The sequence below is a fragment of the Orenia metallireducens genome (genome assembly GCF_003001995.1).
In the GTDB taxonomy this organism is placed as follows: Bacteria; Bacillota; Halanaerobiia; order Halobacteroidales; family Halobacteroidaceae; genus Orenia; species Orenia metallireducens_B.
In genome coordinates this window covers 1-5,581 of record NZ_PVNB01000058.1, presented here as the reverse complement: position 1 = coordinate 5,581, position 5,581 = coordinate 1, and the positions used below count along the sequence as shown (strand labels likewise).

5 protein-coding genes are annotated in these 5,581 nt (G+C 29.5%); 1 reads left to right on the top strand and 4 read right to left on the bottom strand.

The genetic code is table 11. From position 1 onward, the window contains the following. Positions 1-95 precede the first annotated feature (95 nt). Positions 96-1,283, top strand: a complete 1,188-nt coding sequence (locus BX659_RS18355) for a transposase (RefSeq protein ID WP_219884440.1) — start codon at positions 96-98, stop codon at positions 1,281-1,283. Positions 1,284-1,607: 324 nt separating this feature from the next. On the opposite strand, the gene BX659_RS18350 is transcribed toward BX659_RS18355, so the two are convergent. The 4 genes from BX659_RS18350 to BX659_RS18335 form a co-directional block, all read right to left on the bottom strand. Further along, entirely contained in the window at positions 1,608-1,991 is a 384-nt protein-coding gene (locus BX659_RS18350; protein WP_097019673.1) for a nuclear transport factor 2 family protein, read from the bottom strand. 274 nt (positions 1,992-2,265) lie between these two features. Beyond that, positions 2,266-2,934: a CPBP family intramembrane glutamic endopeptidase gene (locus tag BX659_RS18345; RefSeq protein ID WP_097019672.1), complete on the bottom strand. Its 669-nt coding sequence runs from the start codon at positions 2,932-2,934 to the stop codon at positions 2,266-2,268. Between the two features lie 530 nt (positions 2,935-3,464). Then, a complete protein-coding gene (gene dapF / locus BX659_RS18340; RefSeq protein WP_097019671.1) occupies positions 3,465-4,319 on the bottom strand; it encodes a diaminopimelate epimerase in 855 nt (284 codons plus the stop codon). Between the two features lie 203 nt (positions 4,320-4,522). Next, positions 4,523-5,176, bottom strand: coding sequence for a hypothetical protein (locus BX659_RS18335; protein ID WP_097019670.1), 654 nt, complete (start codon positions 5,174-5,176; stop codon positions 4,523-4,525). Positions 5,177-5,581: the final 405 nt, after the last annotated feature.

Genomic DNA, 5,581 nt, shown 5'->3' with positions numbered 1-5,581 from the left:
AATATATTAAGTAACTACACCAAATATAAAGACAAAATAGAGGTGAAGATACTATGTATATTCGACAAGAGTGTTTATTTTCCTTTGAAGATATAATGAGTATGCAAGCAAAGAATAGATTGGAATTAATTTTTGAAAACTTGGATCTTACTCAAATATCTAGAGAACTTAAAAGTAATTCTGATAGAGGTCGTAGTGGTTATAATCCTACTCCTATAGTTAGAGCTCTTTTAGCTCAGCAAATAGAACAAATACCCAACAGAAAAACTATGATAAAAAGGTTAAATGATGACCCAGTTTTTAGATACGTGTGTGGTTTTGATATCATTGGTAATCTTCCTAGTGAAGCAACTTTTAGTCGTTATTATAATAAATTATCTGAAAGCACATTATTAGAAAATCTTTACTTACAACTGTTGAATAAAGCTATAGAAATGAATCTTATAGATACAGAAATTGTATCTATAGATTCAAGTGCATTAGAGTCTTACGAACGAGCAAAACCTAGAAAACAAGTTGACATAAATAATCCTAACACCCCTGATTGGGGTTCCAAAAATGACTCTCATGGTAATAAACTTAAATGGTATGGTTGGAAAGTGCATATGGCTTGTGATTCTAAAAGTGAATTACCCTTAGCTTTTAACATAACTCCAGCTAATCAAGCTGATTCTGAAAATGCTTTATCTTTAGTTGAAGAAATACATCAATTTCTTAAAGAAAATAACCAAACCCTTCCTAAATATTGGGCTATGAATTCAGGATATGATGTTAATGAAATATATGAAAAAATACATTTCAACTATAAAGTACAAGCAATTATTCCAATAAATAAGCGTAATGCTAAACAACCACCCGAAGGGTTTTATGATTTTAATGGAACTCCAGAATGTAGTGCTGGTTATAAAATGATTTATTGGGGTCATCATAATGGTTACAATAAATTCAGATGTCCTCATATTTTGGGTAAAGTTAATTGTCCCCATGGTTCTGCATGGTGTTCAGACTCTAACTATGGAAGAGTTGTTAAAACTAGAGTTAAAGATAATCCACGATTTGTATCAACTCCTCATAGAGGGTCAGAAAATTGGCAAAAGATATACAATAAAAGAACAAGTATAGAACGATGTTTTTCTAGATTAAAAGAAAACTTAAATCTAGAAAATATAAAAGTTATTGGTGCTAAAAAAGTGAGAACTCATGTGCTTTTGAGTTGCATAGCATTGATAACTTCTAAGATTGCTATTGAAAAAATCAACTCTCAAACTTCAAAAGCAGCTTAATTTAAATATACCTAATTATTTTAAAAAGTTTTTAAGATTTTAGGGGGATAGTATACCCAAAAATAAGTTACATTTATTTACAAATGATTTTGATGGTATTATTTATCTAGTTTTAGATGAAAATTTGATAAATTTATAGCTCTAAAATTATTTTTCCATATGGAAAAATTGATTTTGAAATTTGCTTATATATATAATCCCCTCTACAATCAAATATATAAATTCCATCATTTCCTTCTTCCCCTTTAAAATTTGATAACAGTAATTTTAATTAAAACTAGAATTACATAATTGACTCAAATAAACAATTTATTTTTTATTATATCAATACCGTTCTGATAACTTCTCTTTAATTCTCCATTCTGGAGGTTCTCCATTATTTCCCCAATACTCAGTTATTTCACTAATTAAGCCATCTTCAAATGAGAAAAAAGATGTTGCATAAAAACTTTGTACCCTATCTTCAGATTCTACTTTGACAACTGAAACAACTTCATCTCCTTTACTAATTAATTTCTCTATCCTTATCCTCCATCTGCCAGGATATTTTTTATTAACTAAAACAAAACTATCTCTATCTCTAAAAATTTCTCGTGTATTAGGCCACCTGACTATGATATTAGCCTCTAAATACTTTTTAGTCTCATCAAAATTACCGTTATCAAAACAATTCCAAAATTTTTTAACAATCTTTTCATATTCATTCATATAGAATCTCCCCTAACACCTATACCTATTATAAAAATAATACATATTAAAAATTAAGCCATTACCTTCCACAAGCAAATATGCTCAAAAACTTCAAACTGATAATTTCACATAACGTCCCAGAGGTTCGCGACGCCACTCCTATCTCCCAATTCCGCATCCAAGCACCAAGTCTCACATAAGTTTATCCCATCTTGCTATTCCCCACTTAATCTAGGTGTAGCTAACGTCTTGTTATGTGACGTGCGACGGTCTTCGAGAAAAGCCAATCTTTTTATTTGAATAATATATAAGCAATCAAATTATGTATGGAATGACTTATTATACAAGCCCATAATGAATCAGTCTTTTTAAATATATATGCCTCTAGAATTCCAATAACAAATATATAAATGGAACTAAAAATTAAATTAGGAAAAACTAAGTTGCCTTTAACAAACCAAACAGGATAGTGAATAAAAACAAATAATAATGAAGAAACAATCATTGCTTTTTTAAAGGATAGCTTATCCCAAAGTTTTTTTAAAAAGAATCCTCTAAATACAATTTCCTCTGTCAGCCCTACAAACACAATCCCATTAATCCAAGTGTTTATACTAAGACTTACATCTAATTTTAAATTTCCAATCAAATACGCTCTTAAACCATTATAAGTAATAAAAATTAAACTCAAACCAAGTGCTCCTATTAATCCTTGTTTAATATTATATTTTAATTTTAAATAAGATAATGGATCAATTTTATCGTGAAATTTAAGATATAAAAATACTGGCACAATCCAGATGAATAATTTTATAAAAAACTTAAAAAAAGCAAGAATGTTTTCAGAATAATTGTTCTCAATATATGGAGCAATTCCTATCTCATATATAGCCCAAATGCTAAAAAATAGCAATATATAAATTGCTAAGCTTTTAAATTTTTTAAATTTATTATCTGTCATAAATTAACTCCTTTCAATTTTTAATAATTACTTTAGTCGCATGTCACATAACTTTTTAGATTTACGACACCAGTGTCGTTAATACTCTATATACAGAGGTATTTACGAAATTGATGTCGTTAATATCTATTTTAATTAAATCTTTAATCAATATCACAATTACCTCCCTCACAAAGCAGAGTAGGAGAGAGGTAATCAAAAATACTCCTAACAAAAATAATATGTATCATCCCACTATAATTGGCAACAATACCAATAGGAGGGGATGAGTAATGTTAAATAAGCTTATAAATAAGCTCAAGAAAATAGTGGAGCTAGTGTAGAAATACTGTTGCTGATTGTTAGCTTGTTCATTATAGTGACTGAAGTGGTAATGTGAAGACTACTGGAAGAGGATAGTATTTATATGACGTCCCACAGCTTGGCGACGTCCCCTTTAATGCTCTAATCTCAAGGTAAACTTATAAATCCAACATAAGTCATCCCTGCCCCTCTTTTTGCTTTTCTAAAACTGGTTTAATCTTTAATATTTAACCTCTAATCTCTAGCCACATATCACTAGTAAAATCACCTTTTGCAACACTTGATACTCCTCCAGTCATGTAAACATGTCCATCTTCCTTAATTTCAACTTCTATTTCCCCACCTGGCATATGAACTGTTATATTTCTGTCCACTAGACCTAATTTATATGCAGCATTTGCAGCAGCACAACTACTACTTCCTGATGCCAGTGTATATCCTGCACCTCGCTCATATATCTCTATTTCAATATTATTTTTATCAATAACTTTTAAAATTTGCATATTTATTCTATTAGGAAACATCTCATGATTTTCTACATAAGGACCTAAGTCTAATGCTAATTGTTTAGAAATCTCAGACCTTGGAATAACACAATGAGGATTTCCTATTGAAAGACAAGTCACTTTAAAGTCTTCTCCATTTACCTCTAAATTCTCATTAACTACATCACGGCTTTCTCCTTGTACAGGAATTAAATCACTCTGAAAAGTTACTGTTCCCATATCAACTTTTATTAAATTTCCGGTATCATCTAATACTTCAACTGCAACTTCTCCTCCTAACGTTTGGAGCTTAAACTTTTTACTTTCTACATAATTTTGATCTACTAGATACTTAGAAAATATCCTAATTCCGTTTCCACTCTTTTCTGCTTCACTTCCATCTGGATTTAAAATCTTTAAATTAATATTATCCTCTTCAAATATTGGTCCAAATAAAATACCATCAGAACCTATCCCAAAATTTCTGTGACAAATAATTTTTATGGCCTCTTCAGTTAAATCAATTTCAGTTTTATTTGGATCAATAACTATGTAATCATTTCCTAAAGCATGATACTTATAAAAATTGTTACTCATAATATTCATCTCCCTTAATCAATATTTGTTGTTTATTTCCTTAATATAAAATAAAAGGAATTAATTTCTATCAGATAACTATTATCTTCCCGACACTCTATGTTGGAAATAACTCTGTATTATGGTTATTCATGAAGTATGTCGGAAATATCTCTTTTAAATAAGCACTTAAGCAAGCTTAATACTATAAATATTATCTTTCATCAGGTTCTCCTTTTCCCATCTTTCCACCAGCTCATATCCAAAAATTCTACTCCATCACCTTCTGTGATAATAATTAGAATAATCAAAAATACTCCTCCAAACATAAGTAATGAGGCAAAATTGACTAAATCCAAATAATTAAAGCTCTCTTCTTTATTCAAATATAGAGCGATAAAGAAGCAGAGATAGATAACCGTTAAGAATAAAAGATAAGTACCTAGGCTGGAGTTAAGAGTAATCAAGAGATAGATTGTTAGTCCCATTCCTATTAAACTCAATATGATGTTGATAAGGCTGATTTTTTTATAGTTATTAGTAATAACTATAAGCCAATGGTTGATCACCATAGCTAAGCAGAAGCCCACAATCCAGAAGAAGATATTATCTAGATTTACTGCTTTAAAGGAGTAGTATGAGCCTATGGCAACTCCTGCAATTAAAGCATTGAAGACTGAATAGGTATAGTTTAGATACTTTATCTTCTTAGATAAAATATAGATTGGAATAGTTAATAACATCCAAATACCTGCCAATGTTAAGACTGATTTTTCAGATAGATATATTTTGCTAAAGACTGAGCTTAGTTCTATTAGAATCAATAGACCAAGATATAATAAAAAGCTTTTAAATAGAGCTTTTCTGTTTAATTCCATTATAATCCTCCTTAATAAGTTATATAATCTTATTCTAGTAAGAAAAATGACCCAATAAATAGATATTGCGACACTTTTATCTCAGTGTACTGTTGACAGTTAAAGTCTTTGAAGGTGAAGAAAATTATTGTTTGAACGAAGCAAGTATTCTTAGGTAATTTAGTTACAGCATAGTCTTTGAATTAGAGGTAATATATATCAATTTTAATAGATGTTGATTGCTAAGTGAGTTTAATTTTCTTCTTGATTGGATTTATCACGAAGGGTTCTAAGAATGAACCCGTAGGTTTGGTTACTTTTTCATCAAGGAAAAAGTCAACTATCTAAAAGTTTTATTTAAAAAGCTTAAAATAGAGTGAATTAATTCACAAATCAATATACTTTAATTTGCTTTTTGATTAGTCT

Excerpts from the sequence above, each read along its gene's own strand:
- BX659_RS18355 (WP_219884440.1), top strand. The coding sequence starts at position 96 with ATGAGTATGCAAGCAAAGAATAGATTGGAATTAATTTTTGAAAACTTG.
- BX659_RS18350 (WP_097019673.1), bottom strand. The coding sequence starts at position 1,991 with ATGAATGAATATGAAAAGATTGTTAAAAAATTTTGGAATTGTTTTGAT.
- dapF (WP_097019671.1), bottom strand. The coding sequence starts at position 4,319 with ATGAGTAACAATTTTTATAAGTATCATGCTTTAGGAAATGATTACATA.
- BX659_RS18345 (WP_097019672.1), bottom strand. The coding sequence starts at position 2,934 with ATGACAGATAATAAATTTAAAAAATTTAAAAGCTTAGCAATTTATATA.
- BX659_RS18335 (WP_097019670.1), bottom strand. The coding sequence starts at position 5,176 with ATGGAATTAAACAGAAAAGCTCTATTTAAAAGCTTTTTATTATATCTT.